The sequence below is a fragment of the Petroclostridium xylanilyticum genome (assembly GCF_002252565.1).
GTDB classification, from domain to species: domain Bacteria; phylum Bacillota; class Clostridia; order SK-Y3; family SK-Y3; genus Petroclostridium; species Petroclostridium xylanilyticum.
This window is the reverse complement of sequence record NZ_NPML01000029.1, coordinates 46,710-71,519: the sequence shown is the minus strand read 5'-3', so window position 1 is coordinate 71,519 and position 24,810 is coordinate 46,710. Positions and strand designations below refer to the sequence as shown.

At 36.6% G+C, this 24,810-nt stretch carries 22 protein-coding genes and 1 pseudogene; 1 reads left to right on the top strand and 22 read right to left on the bottom strand.

Annotation, left to right across the window (positions count from 1 at the left end; translation table 11 throughout):
- Positions 1–349: 349 nt before the first annotated feature.
- From gndA to CIB29_RS16875, 12 genes are all read right to left on the bottom strand, one after another.
- Positions 350–1,771: an NADP-dependent phosphogluconate dehydrogenase gene (gndA, locus tag CIB29_RS16920; RefSeq protein WP_094551684.1), complete on the bottom strand. Its 1,422-nt coding sequence runs from the start codon at positions 1,769–1,771 to the stop codon at positions 350–352.
- A 468-nt stretch (positions 1,772–2,239) separates the two neighbouring features.
- Positions 2,240–3,742: an arabinosylfuranosidase ArfA gene (arfA, locus tag CIB29_RS16915; RefSeq protein WP_094551682.1), complete on the bottom strand. Its 1,503-nt coding sequence runs from the start codon at positions 3,740–3,742 to the stop codon at positions 2,240–2,242.
- Between the two features lie 61 nt (positions 3,743–3,803).
- Positions 3,804–4,658, bottom strand: a complete 855-nt coding sequence (locus tag CIB29_RS16910; RefSeq protein WP_278335878.1) for a carbohydrate ABC transporter permease — start codon at positions 4,656–4,658, stop codon at positions 3,804–3,806.
- A 2-nt stretch (positions 4,659–4,660) separates the two neighbouring features.
- Complete coding sequence (locus tag CIB29_RS16905) at positions 4,661–5,599, bottom strand: carbohydrate ABC transporter permease (protein WP_341444445.1); 939 nt, start codon at positions 5,597–5,599, stop codon at positions 4,661–4,663.
- Between the two features lie 86 nt (positions 5,600–5,685).
- Positions 5,686–7,044 (bottom strand): ABC transporter substrate-binding protein, encoded by a 1,359-nt coding sequence (locus CIB29_RS16900; protein WP_094551680.1) that lies wholly within the window; start codon positions 7,042–7,044, stop codon positions 5,686–5,688.
- 221 nt (positions 7,045–7,265) lie between these two features.
- On the bottom strand, positions 7,266–8,900 hold the full coding sequence (locus CIB29_RS16895; protein WP_094551678.1) for a response regulator transcription factor: 1,635 nt from the start codon (positions 8,898–8,900) through the stop codon (positions 7,266–7,268).
- Entirely contained in the window at positions 8,878–10,815 is a 1,938-nt protein-coding gene (locus tag CIB29_RS16890; RefSeq protein WP_242965315.1) for a cache domain-containing sensor histidine kinase, read from the bottom strand. Before CIB29_RS16890 ends, CIB29_RS16895 begins: the two co-directional genes overlap by 23 nt.
- 159 nt (positions 10,816–10,974) lie before the next feature.
- A complete protein-coding gene (locus tag CIB29_RS16885; RefSeq protein WP_278335877.1) occupies positions 10,975–11,784 on the bottom strand; it encodes a TRAP transporter large permease subunit in 810 nt (269 codons plus the stop codon).
- A 46-nt stretch (positions 11,785–11,830) separates the two neighbouring features.
- Entirely contained in the window at positions 11,831–11,998 is a 168-nt protein-coding gene (locus tag CIB29_RS19545) for a TRAP transporter large permease subunit (protein ID WP_278335876.1), read from the bottom strand.
- Positions 11,965–12,183 carry a hypothetical protein gene (locus CIB29_RS18735; protein ID WP_157910352.1) on the bottom strand — a complete coding sequence of 73 codons (219 nt, stop codon included), beginning with the start codon at positions 12,181–12,183 and terminating at the stop codon, positions 11,965–11,967. Before CIB29_RS18735 ends, CIB29_RS19545 begins: the two co-directional genes overlap by 34 nt.
- A gap of 193 nt (positions 12,184–12,376) precedes the next feature.
- On the bottom strand, positions 12,377–12,640 hold the full coding sequence (locus CIB29_RS16880) for a metal-sensing transcriptional repressor (RefSeq protein ID WP_094551676.1): 264 nt from the start codon (positions 12,638–12,640) through the stop codon (positions 12,377–12,379).
- Positions 12,641–12,650: 10 nt separating this feature from the next.
- Positions 12,651–12,860, bottom strand: a complete 210-nt coding sequence (locus tag CIB29_RS16875; protein ID WP_094551674.1) for a heavy-metal-associated domain-containing protein — start codon at positions 12,858–12,860, stop codon at positions 12,651–12,653.
- A gap of 245 nt (positions 12,861–13,105) precedes the next feature.
- Between CIB29_RS16875 and CIB29_RS16870 the strand changes: the two genes are divergently transcribed.
- Positions 13,106–13,870: a DUF2935 domain-containing protein gene (locus tag CIB29_RS16870; protein WP_198543958.1), complete on the top strand. Its 765-nt coding sequence runs from the start codon at positions 13,106–13,108 to the stop codon at positions 13,868–13,870.
- 118 nt (positions 13,871–13,988) lie between these two features.
- Here the strand turns inward: CIB29_RS16870 and CIB29_RS16865 are convergent, their stop codons facing one another.
- From CIB29_RS16865 to CIB29_RS16825, 10 genes and pseudogenes are all read right to left on the bottom strand, one after another.
- Positions 13,989–14,750 carry an alpha/beta hydrolase gene (locus CIB29_RS16865; RefSeq protein WP_094551670.1) on the bottom strand — a complete coding sequence of 254 codons (762 nt, stop codon included), beginning with the start codon at positions 14,748–14,750 and terminating at the stop codon, positions 13,989–13,991.
- A gap of 38 nt (positions 14,751–14,788) precedes the next feature.
- Positions 14,789–14,917 (bottom strand): hypothetical protein, encoded by a 129-nt coding sequence (locus CIB29_RS19540; protein WP_278335875.1) that lies wholly within the window; start codon positions 14,915–14,917, stop codon positions 14,789–14,791.
- 59 nt (positions 14,918–14,976) lie between these two features.
- On the bottom strand, positions 14,977–16,167 hold the full coding sequence (locus CIB29_RS16860) for an O-antigen ligase family protein (RefSeq protein ID WP_094551668.1): 1,191 nt from the start codon (positions 16,165–16,167) through the stop codon (positions 14,977–14,979).
- Positions 16,168–16,460: 293 nt separating this feature from the next.
- Positions 16,461–17,627, bottom strand: a complete 1,167-nt coding sequence (locus tag CIB29_RS16855) for an LL-diaminopimelate aminotransferase (protein ID WP_094551666.1) — start codon at positions 17,625–17,627, stop codon at positions 16,461–16,463.
- Between the two features lie 916 nt (positions 17,628–18,543).
- Entirely contained in the window at positions 18,544–18,888 is a 345-nt protein-coding gene (locus tag CIB29_RS16850) for a YmaF family protein (protein ID WP_094551664.1), read from the bottom strand.
- A gap of 144 nt (positions 18,889–19,032) precedes the next feature.
- Positions 19,033–19,347 (bottom strand): annotated as a pseudogene (locus tag CIB29_RS16845) (HD-GYP domain-containing protein); the annotation flags it as partial.
- Positions 19,348–19,436: 89 nt separating this feature from the next.
- Positions 19,437–20,327: a galactonate dehydratase gene (gene dgoD / locus CIB29_RS16840; protein WP_094551660.1), complete on the bottom strand. Its 891-nt coding sequence runs from the start codon at positions 20,325–20,327 to the stop codon at positions 19,437–19,439.
- 783 nt (positions 20,328–21,110) lie between these two features.
- A complete protein-coding gene (locus CIB29_RS16835) occupies positions 21,111–21,500 on the bottom strand; it encodes a HepT-like ribonuclease domain-containing protein (protein ID WP_094551658.1) in 390 nt (129 codons plus the stop codon).
- Positions 21,490–21,792 carry a nucleotidyltransferase family protein gene (locus CIB29_RS16830; RefSeq protein ID WP_094551656.1) on the bottom strand — a complete coding sequence of 101 codons (303 nt, stop codon included), beginning with the start codon at positions 21,790–21,792 and terminating at the stop codon, positions 21,490–21,492. Before CIB29_RS16830 ends, CIB29_RS16835 begins: the two co-directional genes overlap by 11 nt.
- A 345-nt stretch (positions 21,793–22,137) precedes the next feature.
- Positions 22,138–24,624 carry a CHASE4 domain-containing protein gene (locus tag CIB29_RS16825; protein WP_094551654.1) on the bottom strand — a complete coding sequence of 829 codons (2,487 nt, stop codon included), beginning with the start codon at positions 24,622–24,624 and terminating at the stop codon, positions 22,138–22,140.
- Positions 24,625–24,810: the final 186 nt, after the last annotated feature.

Below are 24,810 nucleotides of genomic sequence, written 5' to 3'. Positions count from 1 at the left end.
CATATCTCTTTTATTTTCTTTCAATAATTAACTTAGGGATGTCATTTTAAATAAAAAGCGTTAGCACGCATCTATTGTTCTGAAATGATACATTGAGGACAAGCAGCATCATGTATTCCATGTTTTGCCGTCGGCTTATACCGGCATCCGTGCCGGGATAAACCTAAAATCACCGTCCATGGCGATTTTCCGGCTGCAACATTCCATACATGATGCTACTTGCCCGTGACAATGAATGTAATATATTTAGTGTTATTTATATAGGCAACAAAAAAACACCCTTTCGGGTGGAATTTTTGTAGTTAATCTGTATTAAATATGCGCCGGTTGGAGTTTTATAATAGTAATTTTATATTAAATCTACCCATTCAGTATGAAATACGCCTTCCCTATCAATTCTCTGATATGTATGCGCACCAAAATAATCCCGCTGGGCCTGAAGTAAATTAGCAGGCAGGAATTCACTTCTATAAGAATCAAAATAGTTCAGGGCAGAACTAAAAGCGGGCACAGCTATACCATTCATTACTGCAGCACTTACCACCCTTCGCCAGCTGTCCTGTGACTCATGTACAACCTCTTTAAAAAATGGATCAAGAAGAAGGTTTTCCAGTTTAGGATTCCTATCAAAAGCCTCATTAATTTTATTTAAGAATCTGGCCCGGATAATACAGCCACCTCTCCACAGCAACGCTATTTTTCCCAGTTTTAAATCCCATGAATATTCTTCCGATGCTTTTTTTAATAATGCAAACCCCTGGGCATAGGAACAAATTTTAGATGCATATAAAGCCTTTTTAATGTCATCTATAAATTGTTGCTTATTTCCTTTAAATTCTATTTCAGGCCCGGATAAAATTTTAGAAGCATTCACCCGTTCAGATTTTATTGCAGATATATTACGGGCAAATACCGCTTCTGCTATCGTAGGAGTACTTACCCCTAAATCCAAGGCTTCCTGGGAAGTCCATTTACCTGTCCCTTTTTGTTGTGCCGTATCCAGAATAACATCTACCAAAGGTTTTCCTGTCAGCTCATCCACCTTACCCAGGATATCAGCAGTAATTGCTATGAGGTAAGAATTCAATTCCTCGCTGTTCCATTTTGCAAAAACATCTTTTATTTCCTGTGCCGGCATATTAAGAAGGTTTTTTATCAAGTAATATGCCTCGGCAATAAGCTGCATATCTCCATATTCAATACCATTGTGGACCATTTTTACATAATGACCTGCCCCATTAGGTCCAATATAACTGCAGCAGGGTATACCATCATCTACCTTAGCTGAAATATCTGTCAAAATCTTTTCTACTTTGTCCCATGCCGATCGATTGCCCCCAGGCATTATACTAGGGCCATTCAATGCACCTTCCTCGCCGCCGGAAACACCCACTCCAAGATAGAATATCCCCAGCTTGCTTAACTCCTCTTCTCTTCGCATGGTATCCTTAAAAAAAGAATTTCCTCCATCAATAATGATATCACCCTTCTCTAAATGAGGAATAAGGACCTGTATCATCGCATCCACTGCTGCCCCGGACTTAACCATCAAGAAAACCTTTCTGGGTCTTTCCAAGGATTCCACAAAATCTTCTAATGAATAGGCTGGTACGATATTCTCTTTTCCCCGAGCCGTCTCATTCATAAATTCATCTATTTTTGACAGAGTCCTGTTGTATACTGATACCCTGTAACCATTGCGGGCCATATTCAATACAAGGTTTTGACCCATAACTGCTAATCCGACTAATCCAATATCCGATTTTTTCATGATAAAATATCCTCCATAGATACAGATTAAGATTAAGATTGAGATTAATTTAAAACCAAATCCTTTTTACTATCATACATAATACTTCATCATACTTCATCTCAATCTCAATAGTTATTTTCTACATTACCATATTATCTATATACCCCAAATGTTAAATATTAAACATTGTGTTATATCTTTATTATTTCATATAGCATATCACCTTTTGAGATACGATATCAGCCAATATTTATACTCCTCTATCCGCTACATCATAAACCTTCACCCCTAAACTGTATTTGCTATAAAGAAATGTATTAAACACTTATCAGCTTCAAATACATTTTGTTACTAAAAATGACTCATACAATAGCCTTAATCTTGAAACAAAAGAATTAAACAGAAGGATATTTTATTCTAAAAATTCCCTCTGTTTATTTTTATTAAGAACATACATGTGTAATTTTTAGTTATTAAAAACAAGCATCACCGTGTTGAAAATCTTATCATGTTCCATGAAGTCTTAGGCAAACAAATATCATATGTATTGTTATCATCTTTTGGTAATTCCATGTTTCTAGGCTTTATATTTTCAGGATTATCAAAGGTATTTGTTGCATAAAGGTCCTCTCCATCTAAAACAACATGTTCAACAATTTTTATATTTCCGAATGAGCGCAGGTCCAGTGACAACTGCATATCTTCGTTTCTATCACAGTTAAGTGCAAATACGCAAACACTGTCATTTTCTTCATCAAAAGTGACAGACATTTGAACAGTTGGAGCATCACCGTAAAGAGCCGTTTCAAATTTTGGAGTTGTGATAATCGGTTTTAATGCAACACCTCTTGCATAATTTGAAACTTGCTTAAATGGATAGAAAATTGTTTGCCTGATGGACCTACCGCCCTTCTCTGTAAAAATAGGTGCAATGACATTGACAAGCTGTGCAAGGCAAGCCATTTTTACCTTATCTGCACTATTCACCAGTGTACACATCAAACCACCTACAACAAGGGCATCTAATAATGAATAGTTATCTTCAAGAATTGGAGGAGCAATCTCCCAGGGGTATCGTGTCCTTTTATTCTGATACCATACATTCCACTCATCAAAGGAGATTTTTAATGTTTTGCTGCTGCGATTCTTCGCTTTTACATAATCAATAACAGAAGCAATGGTATGTATGAATCTGTCCATATCAACAAATGAAGCAAGAAAATCTTCGGTAGTTCCGCCATTTTCCCCTTCATAGTAATACCTATGCATTGAGATATAATCCACCTTATCATATAAATGCTCCAATACCACTCTATCCCACTCAGGATATGTAGGCATTTTTGAGTTTGAACTGCCGCAAGCAACCAACTCAATTGTCGGGTCAACCCATTTCATGATTTTAGCTGCTTCTAATGCTTTTTTGCCATAGTCATCAGCAGACAAGTGGCAAATTTGCCATGGTCCATCCATCTCATTCCCTAGGCACCACACTTTTATATTGTACGGATCATTATGTCCATACTTTCTTCTTAAATCACTCCAGTATGTTCCCGAAGGATGGTTACAGTATTCAACCATATTGCCTGCTTCTTGCGGTGTTCCTGTACCCAAATTAACAGCAGCCATTATTTCTGTATTTGCTTTTTTACTCCAATCGGCAAATTCATCAATCCCCATCTCATTTGTTTCTATTGAGTACCAGGCAAGTTCCAGTCTTCTCGGCCTTTCTGCCTTTGGACCTATTCCATCCGTCCAATTATAACCCGAAACAAAATTGCCGCCGGGATATCTTACAATTGGCACATTTAGCTCCTTAACAAGTTCAATTACATCTTTTCTGAAGCCATATTCATCGGCAGCTGGATGCCCCGGTTCATATATTCCTGTGTATACAGCTCTTCCCAGATGTTCTATAAACGAGCCATAAATACGGTTATCTATTTTATCAATCACATAGTTTTTATCAACGATACACTTTGTATTTTTCATAATCAATCCCCCAAGTTTTTATAGTATTAGAATTCATCATTTTTAAGAGAGTACTTGCTTTTCATCCTTTTACTCCACCGACAGTTAATCCGGAGATAAATGCTTTCTGATTGAGAAGGAATATTATTAAAATAGGAACAATGGACATTACCGCCCCGGGCATCAGCATATCATAATTGTTACCATATGGTGTAATCAACGAGGCAAGTCCTATAGGGATAGTAAGCATCTCATTTGTTCTTAAAACAATTAGCGGCCATATAAAACTATTCCAGCTAGACATTGCCTGAAGAATTACCATTGCCCCGAAAGCTGGCAGCATAAGTGGCATCATAATTCTAAAATATATTCCAAATTCACTGCACCCATCAATTCTTCCTGCATCCAAATAATCTTTTGGCAGCCCTACCGCATATTGTCTAAAAAAGAAGACTGCAAACGGAGAGACTACAAAGGGCAGTACAACGCCAAAGTAGGTATTAATGAGCTTTAAAGAAACCATTAGCTTGTAAAGTGGTAATATCAAGATCTCTATAGGAATCATCATTACAACTAGAACAACCGTAAAAATAAGGTTTCTACCTTTAAAATTATATACGGCAAGACCATAACCCACCATTGACGTTAAAAATAATGCAAGTACCGTATGAAGAAGCGTTATAATGATACTATTTTTATACCAATGTAAATACAAACTGCTTTCATCGGTAAACAACAAAACATAATTTTTGATGCTCATTATTTGAGGCTGAATGTTTACATTAATTCCATTTCTTAATAGCTCTTCACCGGGCTTAAAAGAGGACACAAACATAAAATAAAAAGGAGCAAGGGCTATAACGCTAAATAGTGAAAGAATGATCAAGTTAGTAATAGTAATAATTCTATTCTTTTTGCGCGTTGATTTCATTTTCATCCTTAATCACTCTCCTTTTTAAAAAATCCGAATAGTGTCAATTGGATAAGGTTCAGTACAAAAACAATGGCAAGCAGCGTTATACCTATCGCTGAAGCAAATCCCAAGTCATTATTGTTAAAACCCTCCTGATAAATATATCCTACTAAAGTAAGTCCAATATCTCCCGGAGGTGTTGACCGCCAATAAGCAAATGATTCGGCAAACATTGCGAATCCAGCGTAGACACTTATAGTTACCACATAAATGATAACTGGCTTTAGACAAGGAATGGTAATTTTAAAAAACTTATCAATGGTGTTAGCACCATCAATTTCAGCAGATTCGTAGAGTTCTGATGAAATTCCCTGTAATCCTGATAAAAAATAAACAATATTTACACCAAGCCATCTCCATGTTGCCAAAACAACGAGAATAAATATAGCTGTACTCTTTGATTGCAGCCAAACGATTGGTCCAATCCCAAATGACTTAATAATTGCATTTGCCAAAGTCGTTTCCTGCTCACCAAACGAATATCTGAAAAAGATACCTGCTACAATGACTGAAGTCAATGCAGGTATGAAAAGTGTTGACCTGAAGAAATTTCGTCCTATCGTCATTTTGCTATTTAGGACAACCGCTAACAACATAGGTAATGGAATTAAAACCAAAAGCGTAAAAAAAGTATATTTTGCGCTAACCGTTAAAGCATTAAAAAAGTGCGGGTTATTAAGATTCATATAATTTTTAAGCCCTACAAATTCCACATCATTCAGACCTGAAATGGTCTGAAAACTCATCATAATGGTTGATATAATAGAATAAAGATAAAAAGTCAAAAATGAGATTATAAAAGGCAAAACGAAAATATATGGTACTACTTTATCTGAATAGAATATGTTTTTCTTTCTATTATATTTAATTGTTATAGTGTCTGTTTGCGGTACACTACTCAACACTGATACTCCCCCTTTGGAGTAAAAGATTCAACTGGCACTCCAGTTGAATCTTTTACTCCTAATTAATCAACAACACTAGTGAAATCTTATTTTTTACGCAGTTCTTCCGCTGTGGCTTTTAAAGATTGCTCAGGAGTTAAGCTTTGTTCCTTCAAAGCTTTGAACATTACATCCTTTTTCACTGCCGCAGCAGCAGCCGGGAACTTCTCACCAACATTTATAGAATTGATCTCATCTTTAATTTGCATAAGCATATCAAAAATACCTTTCCCGAAATAATCAGTATATTTGTTATCTGCCTTCATTTCAGGATCTTCCCAAACATCCCACCGGATAGGATCAAATCCTAAAACTGTCCATGTCTTTTTGGCGCCTTCCTTTGAAAGCTTAGCAAAGTTTAAAAATTCCATCGCAAGATCAACATTTTTACATTGAACAGTGATAGATGTACCTGTTCCTCCCATCCCTGCGGATCTGAATCCGTCATCCTTCCATTTAGGTAATGGTCTAACGATAATCTTTCCTTTCAAATCCGGCATATACTGGACAAATCTACCCATATACCAAATGGGCATTAATACCGACGCGGCGCCGCCTTTATTCATAAACGCATAGTATTCTTCTGTGTGGTGATGCCCACCCGGAGTGGGAATTGCAATCTTATCGGTATAGATCATATCTTTTAGAAATTGAAGCGTCTTAATATTTATTTCATTATCCAGGATTGGATTTCCATCTTTATCTAAATAATCAGAACCTTGCTGGCTGATCATCGGATGGAATGTCCACTGATCTGTTACTTCAATGGTGGTCATTGGTACCCCTGCTGCTGCTGCAACTTTTTTGCCGGCAGCAACATAATCGCTCCAGGTCTTAATATCATCAGCATTTACGCCGGCTTTATCTAGGATTTCCTTGTTATAATACATGACAGCTGCACCAACGTGATAGTCAATCCCGTAATACTTACCGTCTTTTGCATAGTTATCAAATCTTGCTTTGATCATCTTATCTAATTCAGGTTCAACAATTTTATTTAATGGTACGAGGGCAGGATTTTTTCCCTTTAAATAATTCGAGTACTTGCTAATTTCTATGTCTACAATATCCGGTGCACCTGTTCCCGATTGTAAAGCAATCAACAATTTATTGTGCATCTCGTCATAAGGGTATACATCCGTTTTGATTGCTATAGGCTTGTTTTCATTTGTCTTGTTCCAGCTTGCTACCGCATCATCAATAAACTGCTGATGTAGTGCCTGGAATGTCCAAAAAGAAAATTGTGTTGTCTTTTTGAGTTCTTCCTTCTTTTGTTGTGTTTCCTGCTGTGCAGAATTAGAGGATTGAGCCTGATTAGCAGGCTGTTTTGGTGCTGAGCCACATCCTGTCAAAGCAATACTAAAGAAAAGTACTGCAGCCATAATAACACATAAAGTTCTTTTCATCTAAATGCCCCCTATTTTTTATTTTGCTTAAAACTATACCTTTGACGTCAAAAAGTACAATTTTATTATGGACAATGTATAAATTACTGTTTTCAATTCATACATTATCTTTTGTTAAAATTATACAATATAAGACCATCGTAGCGTACTCAACTTTTTTTACATTCATTATAATATTTTTATAATATTACTCATAAATCATTATATTTTTTTTACATTTACTACATTTTTTTTAATGAAGATTCATATTCCTGTGGAGTCATACCTAAGATTTCCTTAAAGACCTTAAAGAAATAATTATAATTGCTAAAGCCCACTTCTTTTACAATTTCCTTTAGTTTGAAATTTCCCATTTCAATTAATAACCTGGCCTTTTCGACTCTACGCATATTTAAATATTCCACAAAACCTTTCCCACAATCTTCCTTAAATACTCTACTTAAGTATGAACTGTTAATACCAATATACTCGGCAACCTCATTAAGAGAAATGTTTCTCTGATAATTAGCATGAATGTATTCTATCGCTTTTTTTGTAATATCAGTATATATTTCATCGATCTGTTGCGACTTCAATTCATTGATAAGTTTTTCAAAAATATCCTCAATCCAGTTTTTTATATCGTATATCGTATCATACTTTTGAAATTTTAAATAAGGTATGTCATTTTGTGAATAAATAAGATTGATATCAATTGCCGATTCTCTCGCTATCCTGTTTACAATGTTAATAAGTTCAATTACAATCATCTGCGTGGACTTATTATTCATTTTGCTGTTTATAATTCTCTTAAAAATCAAATCTATATATTCTTTGACTTTCAAGAAATCAAAAGATTTAACACTAAGAATAATATTTTGCTCATCATTTAAATCAAGGTTGGTAAAATTGTCGTCAACATGCCCTGTACTCTTTTCTCTAAGTATTTTGTCTTTTCCCTGATAAAATTTTATTTTTAACTTTTCTTCAGCGTCTTTATAATAGATACGTATCTTTTCTATATCATTACAGATTTCACTAATGCCAAAACAAGCAGTAATATTTAGATATCTTTTTATGCTACTCCTTATCTGTTCTATTACGGCATTGATACTATTGTAGACATATAATAAACTGTATACTCTCCCCAAAGAAAGAATTATAACAAATTTTCCTTTTTCCACATGGGATATTACAGCCTTTCCCCAGTCATTTAAAACCCCCTGGCATATGTCTAAAAATGCTTTGGTAAACTTATTTATTTCAGAAATAGCAGCATACTTTTCCTCTAAAAATGAGTAGTCGTCAATTTCTACCGCAATGATGGTTAGATTTGTTGTTTCCATATTTATATCAAGTGTTTTAACTTCTCTCTCTATTCTGTTTTTATCAACTATTTCCCCATAGATTAACTGCTTTATGAAGTTATTCTTGAGTATGGGCTTGGCAGAAGCAAGCTCAATTTCCAATTGTTGTTTCCTATGTAATTCACTCCTCCCGCTTAGAATATTGTAACGGGCCATTTCCAAAGCGTTAATTAAAATTTTAGAATCAAGTTCATGTTTAAGTATATAATCAACGGCACCTTTTTTCATACTTTGTCTTACATAGTCAAAATCATTATAACCACTTAATGCAATAACTTTTATTTCTACATATTTACGCTCAATATATTCAATGAGCTCTATACCATCCATAACAGGCATGCTTATATCTGTAATTACAATATCGGGTATCATTTTATCAATCATGTTTACTGCAATTTGCCCATTACTTGCTTCTCCGCAGATTTCAAATCCATGTTTACCCCAATCCAACAGACTTTTAAGATTGGCACGTGAAAGAATATCATCATCAACTATTAATACCTTGAGCATTTTCTAAGCCACCTTCCTTCTTAATGATTGGCAGTATTATTTCTACAGTTGTATAGAAATCCGGTATGCTTTGGATAAAAATACCATATTGCGGCCCGAAAAACAATTTAATTCTTTCTTCAACATTTGCTAAGCCCATACCATTAAATCTTGATCTTCTTGTATAAGGATCATGAGATAAAGTGCCCTCCAATTTTTCTTTGGGAATTCCCACACCATTATCTGTGACTGTTATTTTCAAATGATCGGCATCTGTAAATGCTTTTATGACAATTAAACCTTGTCCATTCATAGGCTCTATTCCATGAATAATAGAATTTTCCAATATTGGCTGCAGTACAAATCTTAATATTTTATAGTTAAGCACTTCTTCTTCTATCTTAAATGACACTTTAAACTTATCATAATATCTATATTCTTGTATAGTAATATAATTTTTTAAATAATTGATTTCTTCCATAACGGTTATTAGTTCGTCACCTTTCCCCATACTTCCATGAAGAAGATAAATTAACGAAGTAATAAGTTTTTCTATGTTATCAGCATTTTGTATACGAGCCAGCCACCGGACATTATTTAACGTATTAGATAGAAAATGTGGATTAATTTGCGCTTGCAAAGCTTTCAATTCAGCAATTCTTTTCTGTCTTTCTTTCATTTCCACATTTCTTAAAAGTGTTTTTATCTCTTCAACCATCATGTTGAAGTTATTTGTAACTTTTGAAATTTCATCCTTACTTTTGTCTTCAATACTAATTGAAAGATTTCCTTCCTTCATCTCGTTCATTGAGTGAATAAGCCTTTTTAAAGGAACCGATATACTTTTTGATATTAGAAAGGAAAGTGATATAGCCAAAATTAAGCATGCCATACTGACAATTACAGTATACAACCCAACCCTTCTCGCTTCAGCAGTGAGATAAGCATATGGAATTAAGCTAACAACATACCAGTCTGTATTTTCTACGTGTGAAAAAGCAACCAGATAGTTGTTATTATCAATACTTTTGTTAAAGATTCCTTCTCCTTTCTGCTGATGATATTTTAATTCACTTAACAATTCCTGATGTTTATATTCTTTCGCCACCTCCATATCAGGATAAGGACTTGATATTACCCACCCATTAGAATTCAAAACAAAAATTAACGAATCTTTACCAATATCAATATCCCTGTAGATATTTGAAAAATATTTTTCATGTACTCTCATAAGGATATATCCTATCTGTTCGCCATCTGCAATATCCCTTATACTTCTGCACAACAATATACCATTTCTCTCGTTGCTATCATAAATATTATTCAGGTAATGCATCTCATGGTCTAAATTAGCCGCAGTCCAAACAGGTACTCCTTTTTTTTCTAATGCATCGTTTAAAATCATATTTAAATATTCGGGCTTGAGTTTTAAAATATATAAATCATTTCCATATGCAATAATCTTGTCCACATTGTTTGTATAAATCAGTACATCCGAAACGTCATAAAGAGATGAAAACTTCTTAATAATTATATCCTTCAACGAACTTTCCAAATCTTTTTTTTCCCATTGGCCCATCTTGTCATATCTTTTTAATGCATCTTGAACAATATCTGAGAACTGGATTTCTATACTGTCATTCTCAAATTTGTTTATTTCTCTTTGGATATTTTTGCTTATTTGTTTCATTATCTGAAGTGAATATGTACTTATTTTAGCTTTTATAGCGCTGCTTGACATGTAATAAGAGAAGGTACCTGTAATTAAAAGTGGAATTAATGAAAAAACAAAAAATGAACTCAAGAGCCTTGTCTGAATACTTATATTTCTTATGCAACTTCCAGGGCTAAAAATACTTGCAAGTATTGCATTAGAGGTTTTTACTAGTTTCTTAATCATTCCTATAATATCATGAATAATCTTACCCAAACCCACCTGTAACACCTCTTTTGGTATTTTTTGTATATTATATCATACTGTTTTTGAGCTTTCAACATAACATATAAAATAAGAAAATAAGGCAAACCCAAAAATACCATCTATTTAAATAGATGGTATTTTTGGGTTTATCTAATATTTAATATTTAATATTTATTATTCACTTATCACTGTCATCTGTCTGCTGCTTCTTACTTTTTTCATCTGATATAAGAATACAGCAACGATGGAACCAATTCCTGCAATATCTGTAATCAAGCCAGGATCGATTAGCAAGAGTCCGCCTACCAGGAGGATAACACGCTCAATTTTGCCGGTATGTGTTAATAAATATCCTTCCATAGCTGCCCCTATTCCAACCATACCAATGAGCGATGTAATAACAATCTGCACCACCTGAAGAGGTGTGGTATTGATTAACAATAGAGCCGGATTATACGCAAATATATATGGTATCAAGAAAGCAGCAATAGCTAATTTTGTGGCTTGTATACCTGTCTTCAGAGGATCACTCTTTGCAATGGCTGAACCAGCATAAACAGCTAAAGCTACCGGCGGGGTAATATCTGCTGCAATTCCAAAATAGAAAGCAAACATATGGGCTGCTAATGCAGGTACTCCCAACTGCATGACCGCAGGAGCAGTGATGGTGGAGGTAATAATATAGTTTGCTGTAGTTGGGGCACCCATTCCCAACACAAGAGAGGCCACCATGGTGAAGAACAGAGTGAGGATCTTTATACTTCCGGAAAGCCCTAGAAGCCCGGAAGCCATCTTTAATCCCAATCCGGTTAAAGTTACCACTCCAATAATAATTCCTGCTGCAGCACAGGCAATAGCAACCCCTATGATATTTCTTGCTCCCATCTCAAGAGCATCCATAAAATCCCTAAAGCTCATTCTAGTACTGTTCTTAAGCATGCTTGCTATAATAGAAAACAAAATACCATACAGAGCAGCTCTCATTGGCGTAGAACCCTCTACCAAAAAGTAAATAATGGCAATAAGCGGTCTAAATAGGTGCCCTCTCTCTTAAAACATCCCAGATCTTAGGAAGTTCGTCTTTGCTAAGTCCTCTCATTCCCAGCTTTTTAGCTTCAAAATGAATCATAATCCATATTCCTGTAAAATACAGTAAAGCTGGAATTACAGCAGCTTTTGCAACTTCAATATATGGCATCCCCAGTGCTTCAGCCAACTGTCAATAAGCGCCCTGTAATTCCATACAATATAGCTGGCAACCCCTGCACCTAATACGCCTAATACAACATCCATCCAGTGCATTTCTCTTCTTGACATGGATTTTATAGCAGGGTAGAGCAAAAATGCCAGTAATAATACAAATCCCAGATGTATAGCACGCAAGAGCCGTTCTGGAATCATACCGGACAAGGAAGCATAAAGTTGGAATAATGAAAATATAATTGCAATTCCCGCTATAATATTATGTGATTAATTGTTACCTACAATTACTAATATAGACCAAAAAAACAGTTCACAGTTGATTGCCATTGTCCATTCTATAGTTACTACGGACTGATAACTGTGAACCGTGAACTTATTTTACATATTTATCTATTATTTCAATTATCTCATCTACCTTTTCATCACCTTGTCCTTCAGCAAATGCTTGTTTTACACAGCTTTTAATATGGTTGTCTAATATTTTCAAATTTGCTTTTTTTAATAGAGCTTGCACTGCCAGTATTTGCTTTGATATATCTACACAGTACCGGCCGTCTTCTACCATTTTTATTATACCTTCCAGCTGGCCTCTGGATGTCTTTAACAGGTTAAGTATTTGTTTATCCTGACTTACCATATATTTTCTCCTATTCTATTTTTGTAACCTCATATCCAGCCTCTTCTATAGCTGCCTTTAAAGCATTATCACTTACTTCATCGGTTAATTCTACTGTTGCAAATTTACCTTCTAAGCTTACCGACACTGAACCTACACCATTTATTTCTTTCAAAGCTTCCTTAACATGACTGACACAATGCCCGCAGCTCATTCCTTCAATATAGATTTTCTTTGACATATAAATCATTCCTTTCGTTATATACTTTTAATTTTTTATAGTTAACCAATTTTAAAACCGATAACCCACCCTACTCCGGGTAGGGTATATATTCATTGTATCACATTATTCCGGTATGTCAACTTATTTCCTTTTAAAAATCTTACTATTGGGGTAATGGATTTTTTAATCCTGCATAGTAACAAATTATGGCATTTTATACATATCATGTATTATATAACAAAAATTTTGTGGAGGGATGTTTTATGTCTAATGCTGCTCAGGAGATATTTTTTTGGTCAGGTATTATGAGAGATCACGGCGAATTTCAACTCATTACTTTATCTTCAAGGGAACCTCAATATATAATAACATCGCAATATTTTAAAAATGCCTTCATCTCATTAAGAAATGAAGCGGAAAAGCTATTAGAAAAGCCCACCTGTCCGGCTGTAAAAGAACTCATCAGCCGTGTTATTCCTGTTTTGGTAAATTTTATAAACTATAAACGCTTGCTTGTGAGAAAGCTGCTTGAGTGTGATATAGAGCTCGGCTTACCACCTACTTTCATTAACCATATGATCAATGAAGCCATGGAATTTTATCGGACACTGTGTATGATTCAGACAAATATACCTAGAAACACAACTGCCGGAAACATACTTTTGCATAAAATATGGCTTCCAGATGCTGCCGGTCATGCTGCAGCAATAGCATCCGACCTGGATGCAACCGAAACTATACTTATAAAGGAAGCTGAAAATTTTAAAAATACTTTTGAACATTTATTTATTAAGGCTACAGAGTTAGGTCAAATGCTTGAAAGGACCAATCTCAATAATGGTTCTCTGGAATGGCTAAATGAGCAAGTTGAAAAAAATATTGAAGATTTTATACATTTTTTAAGTAAAATACGGGATTTAAGAAAAAAATGTAAAGCTATGAGCACGCTCAAACCTCTTTTTCCAGATCATATGATTAGAGAGGAACAATATTACTTATCAAACATTAAGGAATTGAGACGCAAGTAATCTAAAGCCAAAATAAAGAAATGGAAGTAATGCCCACTGCAACTCCTCCCATTTCTTTATTTTATATCTCCCTATAGTAATAAGAAAAATAGCATCAAATAATCCTTGTAATACTCTCTTATGTATGTCTAGCTATAAAGTCTATAGTCGTATCGATTAATTCATTCTTCCAGTCCATTCTCTGAAATGTATGGTCGGCACCTTCAATTTCAATCAACTGGGCCTTTTCCCCATAAGTTTCCTTATATTTATATGAAGCCTGTATAGGTACAGTAGCATCTGCAGTTCCATGAACAAGCAATACATCACCTTTATAATGAACAGCCCTTCCATATACATCAATACCCTTTACGTCCTCAAGAAAATGCGGCCCTAACCATAAACCTCCAATGTCTATCCTGCCTTTTTCATCTACATAATATTCATTTTTTTGGGAAGCATATTCTGCAATTTCTGCCATATTCCCTGCCGGCGCCCAAAGGACCAGCGCCTTTACCCTATCAACTTCAGGTGCGGCCACGCTGGCAACCAACCCTCCCATACTCAGGCCTACCATAAATAAATTATTCTTGTCAGCATATTCAAGCTCAGACATAAATTTAAAGATATGCTTTGCCTCTTTAATTTCATTTGAAACACTCATCTCCTCGAACAACCCATCACTTTCTCCCGAACCGGAAAAATCAAACCGCACACTTCCCACACCCGCTTTTTCCAATTCCCTTGAGAGACGCACAAACATAAACTGAGGTTCCATCTTATTTCCTGTGAATCCATGATAGATTGCAACAAAAGGATATTTGCTTTTTCCTAGTTCTGGAATATGAATCATACCTCTTAAAGTTAAACCATCGCATCTTAATTCTATAGCTTGCTGCATAAAATATACCTCCTCTTATCTTATTTTCTTTATAATATTCACGCCTGAACTGGTTCCAATCCGGTCTGCTCTCTCATCATTGCACCACCCTTAACCTTTCTTCTAATTTTATCTTCCATCCCATTAAATAATATCTCAAATAGAAATATTGTCAATACTTCCAGCAAAATAAATAACCGACGCTTTTAACCTTAGTTACCGATAACCTCCTAAAAATGGTAATAATTTATCGAATATAAAAATATTGTCCAATAATTCTATTGCTATACTGAAACGCCAAACCATTGATGATTGCTGAACAACTAATGAATATAATACCTGCCTGTGGATTCATTATTGTAAAATCCAATAATCCTTGTCCTAAAACTGCGACTTCTATGCCGGCTAGCAAAGGTGTCAATCTGCAATGATATTGGTTAAGTACTTTAATCTGTTCAAACAAATAATATTTCATATATATAAAAATACCTAATCCTACTATCCCCATGGTGGTTGCTATCGTAATCCAAATATTATGCCCGTGAAAGGTTTTTAAATAATGGTAAACGCTATCGTTTGCAAAGTAAATTCCCATTAACCCCCATCCAGTAATAGGTTTATACTTAAACATATTGAAACAATTTGCCCAAATTGCCCCGCGGTCCTTGACTGAGTTAAATAGATTATGCCCCCTGGGAAACCATTCCGGAAAAATAAACATTAACGCTACCCCTGATATTAAAAGAAGTATTAGGAACACCATCCTTTTTTTATGTCCTGTAAAATAGGCATATACAGCTAATCCTAATATTAAGCCAATTATGGCCCCACGCGATCCCGTCATCAGTAAAACACTAATAAATAATCCTATTCCAAGTACATAAAACCCTTTCTTAGGTTTAGAAGAATTTTGATAAAAATAATAACATATAAGTGTCATGACCGCATACCAAATTCCTGCTACATTTGGATTACCAAAAGTTCCAGAAATTCTACTGCTTTCCCTGAATGAAACCAGTGGGTAAATTCCAAACAGGTGCTTCCACCATGCGGGCTCATAATGGATTGTTGTGTATCTCTCTATAATTCCAATAAAAGCAGACCCTATTGAAACGAATAAAAAATTTCCTAAAAGTTTTTCAATTTCTTCCTCATTATTGTAGTAATTTTGCAAATATACACTAAGAAAAAAATAAAACAGTATCGCCAGTGAGGCTACTGCAGAAATTTCATTTGTATTTATAACACCTACAAATAAAGACCAAATAAAAAGAAAAAACAATCCTATATCCCAAACAGTAACTAATATAAAATCGCCTTTTTGTAACATCCGAAATGTCGTAAAAATAGTGGGCACGAATGCCAGGTAAGGCGAAAATACTATCAACAAGGCACTAAATAATACTATATGCACTGCACCTCTTTCTATCTCTGCCATTTTCCGGTCCTACATACGCACCGACAGTAGGTAGCAAACTATTTATGTCATATAGTATTATTTTCACCAAATATTTTTATATTAACCGCCACGATCTACCTTTACAGATCACAAATATAGATGAAAATAGCCTGTACAGTAGCTTTACTCCCCACTCTTCCGTCGCATGAAAAGCGTATGCGACAGACCAACCGTTCCCAAGCCGCATTCCTTCTTTGTGCACCAATGAAAATTCTTTAATGTAAAATATATAGCTTATATAATTCCAGGAACTGAGCTGCAAGGCTTAATATCTATTTACCAATTGGATTGCTATTAACCCTTTCAAAAGCCTCTTTAAGCCTCTCATCACTTATCGTTAAGGATATTCTTATATACCCTTCTCCATAATCTCCATACCCATTTCCAGGCGCAACAACGATACCATACTTTTTTAAGAGCAATGATGCAAATTCACTGGATGAATACTGCCCCGGTGCCTTAACCCAGATATAGAATGCGCCTTCAGGCCTCACATATTCCCACCCAAGACGATCTAGACAGCCAAGTACGTAATCCTTTCTTCGCTCATAAATTTTTACCATATTTTTGATAAAAGAGTCACCATTATCCAGAGCTTCTATTCCTGCGACCTGGAGTGCCGTAAAAATTCCCGAGTCAATATTATGCTTCATCTTCTTCAGTTTTGCGATTGCATCACTGTTTCCTACTGCATAGCCCAACCTCCAACCTGTCATATTATAAGATTTGGATAAGGAGTGAAATTCTATCGCCGTATCCATTGCACCTTCCACTTGCAGTAAACTGGGCGCAACTACCCCATCATATGTAAATTCAGAATATGCATTGTCATTGCAAATGAGTATTTCATATTTCTTACCTATCTCAATTACTTTTTTATAAAAATCCAGGTTTGCTACCACTCCTGTAGGATTATTCGGGTAATTTATAAATAGGATTTTCGTCCTCTTTAATACTTCGATAGGAATCATTGAAAAATCGGGTAAGAAACCATTTTCTGGGATAAGAGGCATTGGATAGGGAATGCCCCCCGTTAGGGATGTGGCAAGCCTATATACTGGATACTGGGGATCCGGCACAAGCGTAAAGTCCCCATCATTTACAAGGGCAAAAAATATATGTGCTATTCCTTCCTTTGAACCTAGAAGAGCTACTATTTCATTCTCAGGATCAAGCTCGACTCCGAATCTTCGTTTATAGTATCGTGCTACAGCACTCCGGTACTCAATGCAGCCATCGTATTCCGGATAACAATGATATGTAGGATTTTTTATAGCCTCTATTGCTTTATTCACTATAAAATCAGGAGTTGAAATATCAGGATCTCCAATACCAAGGTTGATTACATCTACTCCCTTTTTTTGAGCCTCCTTAATCTTATTTTCTATTTCGACAAACAGGTACGGCGGTGCATTATCAAGTCTTCTTGCTTGCTTCATAAACAGCCTCCTTTAAAATCAGATTCAGGTTAATATATAAAAAGTGCTTGCATGATACATTAAGTCCTTCAACCTCATAAAAGTTTAACAAAATATAGTTATATTACATTAATATGCAGCGCCTATCATGTCCTAATCCTAGAACTTTCATTTATATATATACAGGTAATTCTTCTGCCTATGAAAACAAAAAAGGTTTTTATTATGATAAAAGTGTGAAAAAATGTATAAATATTAAAGGGCAGAATTTTCGCTCTGCCCTTGCACGGTTACCTCTATCACCAACAGAGGTAATCTCATGGAATATAGAATTATTTATATTACATTCTATGTTATGTGAATTATTTTTGTTACATTTTTATGTGTAAAAATCCTATTTTTTTGCTGCATATTCCTGGCAAGTATTAAAAACCTTATTTTTAACCTAAATGTACCTTATATAATCTTGCATAATGTGGAATTATTTAAAAATATTAACATTGTTTTCCGCATATGTTGATAATTCTGTGGATAACTCTGTGGATACTGTTGTTAACTTGTTGTGGAAGAACAGTCATCTACTATATATTGGGTTAACAAAATCTTTCCTTTAAAATCAAAACAAAAGAATATCCCTTAAATGGCTAAGGGATATTCTATATCTATATAAAAAAGGAGGGGAAATGAAAAATCTTTCTTATCTGAACTTTTGTAGGATAATAAACCAATGTATCCAATAAAAGTTTCAACAGTAAAATATTTCTTTAATGCTATAATACTACTAATTTCGCTATTTTTCAAGATATTTTTCTGATTTTAGGAATAAAAGACTATGGTACTAAGTCTTTAGAACCATATAGTTTCTGAACAAAACAATGCTTTTTCGTGTTTGTTGTATTTTTGAATCAAAATAAAAGAGCCCTTAAAAGCTCTATTGCTATTCAACAGAACTAGGACCAATAAGTGTAGCAAAGGTAAATCTATGTCTATGTCCTTCATCAACTGTTGTAAACGAGTCAACAAAGTGTATATGTTTGTTATCTCCTACCATAATATCAGGCCCTGCCTTTCCTTGAACCACATGTATATGATTTTCGACAAAATCCGTGTTACTACGAAACTCATGGACATGCCTACCGTTTCCTAACGGAATAGCTTCCCCTGTAACTCCAGCAAAACGATGGTTGTGCCTTTCTTCACCCGGCTCGGCAAACCCGGTACTTCCTAAGAACTCATGAACATGCATCCGTTCAGCAGTTTTAGATGGATTGTATATATTCATAGTTCTAACCTCCTTATTAATATTACATAATATAAAATATGTAAATATATCTGATCTTGTTACAACTATGAAAAAATTTTTCTCTATGCCCATGCTGAAGCTATTGATTGTAGGCTTTTCTCCAGCAGGATAGAGTTTATTCATTCAGGCTTTTACTTTACTGTGCAGGTTCCTGTCTTCTAACATCTGTACAAATATTAATACCAACTGTGGATCAAACTGGGTTCCAGCACACCTTAAAAGTTCTGCCACGGCTTCCTCGCAAGACATGGCTTTACGGTAGGGCCGGTCGCTGGTCATAGCATCATAGGCGTCAGCAATGGCCAGGATACGGCATTCTAACGGAATCTCTTCCTCCTTTAGCCCGAGAGGATAACCTTTACCGTCCCACCGTTCATGATGCTTGAGGACCCAATCAGCAATGGGAACCAGGTCGGGTGCGGACTGAGCAATTCGATGGGTATCCAGTGTAATCTCAATAGCTCTAATACCTCCATCATATAAAGCCTTCACTGTTTTATAAATTTTTGATTCATCTATTCCTCTTACTATAGAAACAATACCGCTTGTATAATATCTACCCCGCCATCATGTAACAGCTTTTTGAATCCCCAGCGGGTATAGTTTCTCTCTCCTGTTGCAATTGGTGTGCTTGTATATCGTTTGAGTTCAACAAATGCCTCTTCGTTTTCGCATAATACTGGCTCTTCTATAAACATTAATTTATATGGCTCTAATTCTTTCATTAGAACCTTTGCCATACCTTTGTGGACACGTCCATGAAAATCTACTGCTATATCCAATTTGTATCCGGCTACATCACGTATAGCCTGTACTCTTTCCAGCACATCCTGTACCACTGTAAACGAATCAATCCACCCTATTTCAGGAGTAGCATTCATTTTTATTGCCGTATATCCCTGCTCCATCTTTTCTTTAGCTGCCTCAGCAATATTCTGAGGCCTGTCTCCGCCAATCCAGCAGTAAACCCTGATTTTATCTCTTACAGCTCCACCAAGTAATTCATATACCGGTACACCAAGGGCTTTACCCTTAATATCCCAAAGCGCCTGTTCTATTCCTGAAATAGCACTTGTTAGTATTGGTCCTCCGCGATAAAATCCTCCTCTGTAAAGCACCTGCCATATATCTTCAATATCACCGGCACTTCTTCCTATAACATATTCTTTAATAGTATTTATAATCGATTTACATACAAATGTTCCCTGCCCTTGTCTAGTAATTAAAACTCCTATGGCACTTAATTTCTGAATAGCACTTCTCACCGTATTTCTACTTACATTAAACGATTTAGCTAATTCGTGTTCTGAAGGTATTTTACTATCCGGCTCCCAGTCACCATTCACAATAAGTTCCTTCATTTGAGCATATACTTCATCCACAACATTCTTTTTTTGAATTGATTTTATTTTTCCCATTATTCCCTTCTCATTCTTCCATTAACATATTGGTTGTTCTACAAGTTATATGCATATTACATTTCGCCACTAATTGTAAAAATCCTTCTTTATTTTAAAAAATTTTTTAATAAGGGAATTTTATGCAGGAACAGCAAGGGCATTAGAGATAAGGGTATAAAAAATGCACTTGGAAAAAAGACAAAGAAAAACAAGAGATTCGTTGCATTCATCTCAAACAAAAAGAAACGCCAAACAGTGCATTGCCTTACGTTTTGCTTAAATCCTCGAAGAGTCTGCCCTCATCTATGGCAATCTTACAGCCCTGGCAATCACTTGATTATTGTGGTTGCGGTATGGCTCAATGGAATCGGCGCTGCGGCCGCTGTGTGTCCTTATTTTTGCGGCGTCTATGCCTGCTCTCCGGACACAGCCTTTAAGGATGTCGAGGTAGTTGCGGTAGGAGAGAGGCATTCCATAGCATTTTCCCTTTCTGAGATTAAGGAAAAGGTACTGACTGATAATGCCCTTTCATTTCGCAAATGAGCCACATCCTAATATCTTCTTGATTTCCTTGATTACGACAGGTCTTACCCTGTGCCCGAATTTATATCTGATAACCCTTGCTATCACTGATTTAAACTGATGTCATTTTATCAAAAAACGCACTTTCCTAGACAATTAAAAAGCTTGGTATAACTATAGTCTAATTTTATACTTTCTTATGCAATAAAAAACACGCTCAATCACTTCAGATTAGCGTGTCCTTCTACTTGCTTAATCCATTGAAATACCTGTAATTTTTTATTCATCTTCGGGTTCATTGGTGCTCTCCTGCATTAGAACATCAAACTGTTGAATAATGCTGGAACAATAATCTTTCAGTTTCGGAATATCGCTTGTAATGGTTTCCCACAAGCTCTCATCGTCAATTTTACCATAGTTGTGAGCAACCACATTGCGTAATGCCTTGATTTGTGTCCATGGCATTCCGGTATAGGTTTGTTTGAAATCATCCGTGAGATGTGTGGTTAGTTCTCCAATCTGCAACACGCAAAGAGCTGTGGCATTCTTATAAACGGAATCTCGTGCAAACACCGTATAATCCTCTCCAAACCGCTGGATTGCCTCTGAAATATCATTGCAATATGAAATGATACGCCGGAGTACATCAGCGTTTCGGTTATCCCCCATATAAAAGCACCTCCTCCTTCTGTATTTTACGAAGAAAGTCATCCTCCAGACTTCCCGTTGTCAGAATATCGACTTTCATCTGCAAAGCTTCTTCAATTTCTGTATACAGCCCGCATAGAGCAAACATCCCTTTAAGGGACCCTTTATCTATTCGTAAATCCACATCACTGTTTTCAGTAACATCTCCACGGGCATAAGAGCCAAACAGATACACACGTTCCACACCGTATTTCCGTGCAATCGGTTCTACAATAGTCCTGATTTCTTCTATCGTATACTTTTTCGCTGACATAGCTCTTGCCTCCTTTGAACTTTACTGTATCTATAGTGCTGTTTATTATATTATATCACAGCCCTTTTCAGAAAATCCACCCGAATCTGGAATGGGTTTGTGTCAAGTAGAAGTTTGCAATTTTCTTATTGATTCATCCTGTATAGAGTATAAATGTTATATTATTATAATTTTTTTATATTATTACAATATCTAAGAAAAAACCTTATTAATCCATCATAAGCGTTAAGTTAAGCCACATTATGGTAAGTTTACAATAATTACAACTTGAAAAATGACAAAAAATATGGGAACCTCGAAGCTATTGATTGCAGGCTTTTCTCCAGCAGGATAGAGTTTATTCATTCAGGCTTTTACTTTACTGTGCAGGTTCCTGTCTTCTAACATCTGTACAAATATTAATACCAACTGTGGATCAAACTGGGTTCCAGCACACCTTAAAAGTTCTGCCACGGCTTCCTCGCAAGACATGGCTTTACGGTAGGGCCGGTCGCTGGTCATAGCATCATAGGCGTCAGCAATGGCCAGGATACGGCATTCTAACGGAATCTCTTCCTCCTTTAGCCCGAGAGGATAACCTTTACCGTCCCACCGTTCATGATGCTTGAGGACCCAATCAGCAATGGGAACCAGGTCGGGTGCGGACTGAGCAATTCGATAGCCAATCTCACAGTGTCGCTGCATTTCGGCAGCTTCCTCAGAAGTAAGGGGACCCGTTTTAAAGAGAATGCGGTCCGGTATGCCCACCTTACCAATATCATGAAACTGGGCCAGGAGACGCAGGTCTGTTGCCTTGTGCTCAGGCAATCCGGTGGCCTCAATCATATCTATCATTAGGTCTTGCAAACGATCAGCATGACCCTCAGTGATAAAATCCCTTGCCTCCAATGCCTTCATCAGGGCCTGGACAATCGCACTGCGGTTACTTTGGTTATTACAAAGTTTTTTTCGATACATGTTGTTGTCTGCCTCCTTGAAAAGGTCAGTTATACTTGTAGATGTTTCACTGCTAACTGCAAACCCGACGGATATACTCAGAGGAAGTTCCGGGTTTAACGCGTTATACCTGGCAACGGTCTCCTGGATCCTGTGGCAGGCATTTTCTACTGCAATCTGGTCACTTTTTGGAAGCAGCACAGCAAATTCGTCCCCTCCGATGCGGGCCACTACATCTCCTTCGCAAAAGGATTCCCTGATTAGGTTGGCTGCAACCACAAGCAGGGAGTCTCCGGCTTTGTGCCCCAGGGTATCATTAATAAGTTTAAGCCCATCCACATCACACAGGATTATGCCTACCGGAGCAAGGCGTCCATGATCAAGGTGGCACATCTCTTCTTCGAAATAGGCACGATTATAGAGCCCGGTAAGGGAATCGTGCAAGCCAAGATATATTAATTTTTTCTCCATCTGTTTGCGCCCGGTAATGTCCCGGCAGATAACTTGCATCGCAAGCTTACCCTCATAGGTAATGGGAGCGGACGCAACCTCAACATCTACATCTGTCCCATCGAGTCGGATAAACTTTCCTTCAACCAGCGACGTTTCTTTTCCCTCTTTCCTTATATCCCGAACCCGTTGCCTGGCAATTTCCCGGAAATCCGGGTGTACTATATCAGTTAATGATTTGCCAATTATCTCCTGATCACTTACCGCTCCCATAAGTTTTACTCCTGCATTATTCACAAATACAACCTGGTCTTCTATATAGTCATAGACGGCAATTGCATCAGGAGATAGTTCCACTAGGCGGCGGTAACGATCTTCGCTCTCCTGCAGTTTCCACTGGGACTGCTCCAGTGCTGTGAGCATCCCATTAATAGAATTGGCTAGAGATGCCAATTCATCTCTTCCAGTCATCGACACACGCTGCGAAGGATCACAGTTTACACCAATTCTACTGACGCTGGCAGTAAGACGAGTTAACCGAGAAAGCACCGCCTTCTCCAAAAGCAGCAGGATTACCAAACCAAACACCAAACCGGATGTTAGGAGTGATAAAATAAGATAGAGCATGCTATTCTGGCCTTGCTTGTATATTGCTCTGGGACTATCCACTCTCAACATAAGACCAGGCTTTCCGTAAATATCCTTGATCACACTATATCCCGCTATGGAATCTTTGCCCAGCGGGCGGATGCAAATAGGTTTCTCATCCGTCAAAGAGGAAAAGGCCGCCTGGAAATCGGGTATTCTTTGTATATCAGCGATTTGGTACATTGTGAGAGATAAATGTGTTATTTCAGCCAGCCGCTTAATTTCTTCAGAATCCAGATATCGTCCCATAATCAATGCCCCGCGGATAGGACCTTTATATTCACTGGTCAGGATAGGTTGCGAAGCAATAAGCATGGGACCTTCAGGTAGGAGAATGATCCCTGTTATGCTGCTTTCTGTAGCAGTGTGACGCAGCAGTGGGCTGTTGTCCGAGAGGTGTTCCTGTAAACTCTTAGGAACGGGTAACTCTTTCCCCTTCTTCAGGTCAAATCCTTTACCAAATACAATCCGGCCGGAAGAGTTGACAAATAGCATAAGATTGAGCCTTAGCTTAGCAAAAGTCTCATCAACGAGATTTGCCTCAACATAGCCTTTGTCCTCGCTTTCAATGAAGGCGTAAGTATCGTCCCACCCGGCGTAATCGCCAGTCGTAATATTCAAAGTTGAGAGTTCATCGTACAAGGCACTCAGAATTCGTTCCACATTCCGACGGGTAATTTGTTCCTCTAATTTGATAAAACTGTCCAGTAAAATAACTTTCAATGTGGCATATAAGACTACCATCAAACCCGCAAGTGTTGCGCCAATGATAATCAGTGTTTTTTTACGTAGTGTCATATGTTTGCACTCCAAATCCAAGCTGTTGAAAAATTAAGTTTTGTTGTAGTTAAAACTTTTTCTATTATCAGTTGCTTTGATCTTATTGCTATTATAATTATAATTTAAATTCCACTGCAGAAAGTAAGAGTTCTTGTATCTTTAACATTTGTATTATCTATTCGACATATTAATAGACCGATACCC

Coding starts and splice junctions, on each gene's coding strand:
- gndA (WP_094551684.1), bottom strand. CDS start 1,771: ATGAAAAAATCGGATATTGGATTAGTCGGATTAGCAGTTATGGGTCAA.
- arfA (WP_094551682.1), bottom strand. CDS start 3,742: ATGAAAAATACAAAGTGTATCGTTGATAAAAACTATGTGATTGATAAA.
- CIB29_RS16910 (WP_278335878.1), bottom strand. CDS start 4,658: ATGAAAATGAAATCAACGCGCAAAAAGAATAGAATTATTACTATTACT.
- CIB29_RS16900 (WP_094551680.1), bottom strand. CDS start 7,044: ATGAAAAGAACTTTATGTGTTATTATGGCTGCAGTACTTTTCTTTAGT.
- CIB29_RS16895 (WP_094551678.1), bottom strand. CDS start 8,900: ATGCTCAAGGTATTAATAGTTGATGATGATATTCTTTCACGTGCCAAT.
- CIB29_RS16885 (WP_278335877.1), bottom strand. CDS start 11,784: ATGAGAGCTGCTCTGTATGGTATTTTGTTTTCTATTATAGCAAGCATG.
- CIB29_RS19545 (WP_278335876.1), bottom strand. CDS start 11,998: ATGCCATATATTGAAGTTGCAAAAGCTGCTGTAATTCCAGCTTTACTG.
- CIB29_RS16880 (WP_094551676.1), bottom strand. CDS start 12,640: ATGGTAAGTCAGGATAAACAAATACTTAACCTGTTAAAGACATCCAGA.
- CIB29_RS16875 (WP_094551674.1), bottom strand. CDS start 12,860: ATGTCAAAGAAAATCTATATTGAAGGAATGAGCTGCGGGCATTGTGTC.
- CIB29_RS16870 (WP_198543958.1), top strand. CDS start 13,106: ATGTCTAATGCTGCTCAGGAGATATTTTTTTGGTCAGGTATTATGAGA.
- CIB29_RS16865 (WP_094551670.1), bottom strand. CDS start 14,750: ATGCAGCAAGCTATAGAATTAAGATGCGATGGTTTAACTTTAAGAGGT.
- CIB29_RS16860 (WP_094551668.1), bottom strand. CDS start 16,167: ATGGCAGAGATAGAAAGAGGTGCAGTGCATATAGTATTATTTAGTGCC.
- CIB29_RS16855 (WP_094551666.1), bottom strand. CDS start 17,627: ATGAAGCAAGCAAGAAGACTTGATAATGCACCGCCGTACCTGTTTGTC.
- CIB29_RS16850 (WP_094551664.1), bottom strand. CDS start 18,888: ATGAATATATACAATCCATCTAAAACTGCTGAACGGATGCATGTTCAT.
- dgoD (WP_094551660.1), bottom strand. CDS start 20,327: ATGGGAAAAATAAAATCAATTCAAAAAAAGAATGTTGTGGATGAAGTA.
- CIB29_RS16835 (WP_094551658.1), bottom strand. CDS start 21,500: ATGGGGGATAACCGAAACGCTGATGTACTCCGGCGTATCATTTCATAT.
- CIB29_RS16830 (WP_094551656.1), bottom strand. CDS start 21,792: ATGTCAGCGAAAAAGTATACGATAGAAGAAATCAGGACTATTGTAGAA.
- CIB29_RS16825 (WP_094551654.1), bottom strand. CDS start 24,624: ATGACACTACGTAAAAAAACACTGATTATCATTGGCGCAACACTTGCG.